This is a genomic window from Azohydromonas sediminis (assembly GCF_003574675.1).
GTDB classification, from domain to species: Bacteria; Pseudomonadota; Gammaproteobacteria; order Burkholderiales; family Burkholderiaceae_C; genus Calidifontimicrobium; species Calidifontimicrobium sediminis.
Window position 1 is genome coordinate 1 of the sequence record NZ_QOAZ01000102.1, and the last position, 734, is coordinate 734.

Below are 734 nucleotides of genomic sequence, written 5' to 3' on the forward strand. Positions count from 1 at the left end.
TAGGCCACATCGGTGACCAGCACCGCGTACTCCCACAGCCGCTCGCCCTCGTGCACGCTTGGGCCCGCCAGGTCCAGCCGCAGCTGCTTGCCGTCCATGCGCCGCTCGCGCGCGATGCCGCCGCGAATGCGCTGGCGCACGATGACGACGCGGCGCTTCTTGCTCCAGCCGTGCAGCTGCAACTGCGCCTCGACCATCTGGCAGCCCTGGCTGTCGGGGCGGCTCCAGTCTTGCCGGGCGAACTGCTGCGCGACCAGCCGCTGCACGTTCTGGGTCTGCCGCAGCCGCAGCAGGTAGGGCTGGTGGCGGCTTTCCAGCTCGGTGAGGATGCCCTCGTTGCCATAGCCCGAGTCGCCGCGCACGAGCGCCGGGCGCCGATTGCCAAGAGGATCTTGGCCGAGTTCGTCGAGCAACTGCCCCAGCGCCGCCCTGGCATGTACGCTGGTGTGCTGCTTGCCCGAGCTGACCTGCACGTCCAGCACCAGGCGCAGGTTGGCCACCAGGAAGGTGTGCAGCACGTGGCTGGGGCGCATGGGTTTGGTCGGGTTGTAGCCGATCTGGGCACCTTCCTGGCGCCCGTACAGCGGCTTGATGCTCGCGTCGATGTCCAGCACCCACGGCCGGTCCAGCGCCTCGCGAACCGAGTGCATCAGGCTCGGGCGCATCCACGCCGCACTGGCCGCCTCGTCGATGCGTTCCAACGCCCGGCGCAGCGCGTCTTCGCTGACGACCTT

Annotated in this window: 1 protein-coding gene; it reads right to left on the reverse strand. The window is 69.5% G+C overall.

Features of this window, described 5'->3' with window-relative positions; genetic code table 11:
• On the reverse strand, positions 1-701 hold a 701-nt coding region (locus DRV96_RS18695; protein WP_235823469.1), incomplete at its 3' end, for a transposase.
• Between the last annotated feature and the right edge of the window lie 33 nt (positions 702-734).